Raw genomic sequence first — 239 nt, 5'->3', positions numbered from 1 at the left:
GCGGCAGATGGTCTGCCCATTTGCTGACGATGATGTGGGCTAGCAGCCCGGGTGCGGCCATGCCCTGTTCAATGGGCTGCAGCGGCAAGGGTGCGACGGCGATCTGGCCTTCACAGGCAGAACAGGCGTATTTGGGCCGGCGGTATTGCAGTACGCTCAATTGTGCCGGCACATAGTCGAGCTTTTCGCTGACGGCATCGCCGATGTGGTGCCGCTCACCCCCACAGCAGGGACAGGCT

Annotated in this window: 1 protein-coding gene; it reads right to left on the bottom strand. The window is 62.8% G+C overall.

Annotated elements, in window-relative coordinates:
* Positions 1 to 239 (bottom strand): IS66 family transposase zinc-finger binding domain-containing protein (locus ACUHMQ_RS21505; protein ID WP_445297445.1); only part of this gene is annotated, 239 nt, incomplete at both ends.

It is taken from the genome of Chitinimonas violaceus, assembly GCF_052601015.1.
This window is presented reverse-complemented; position numbering and strand designations above follow the sequence as displayed.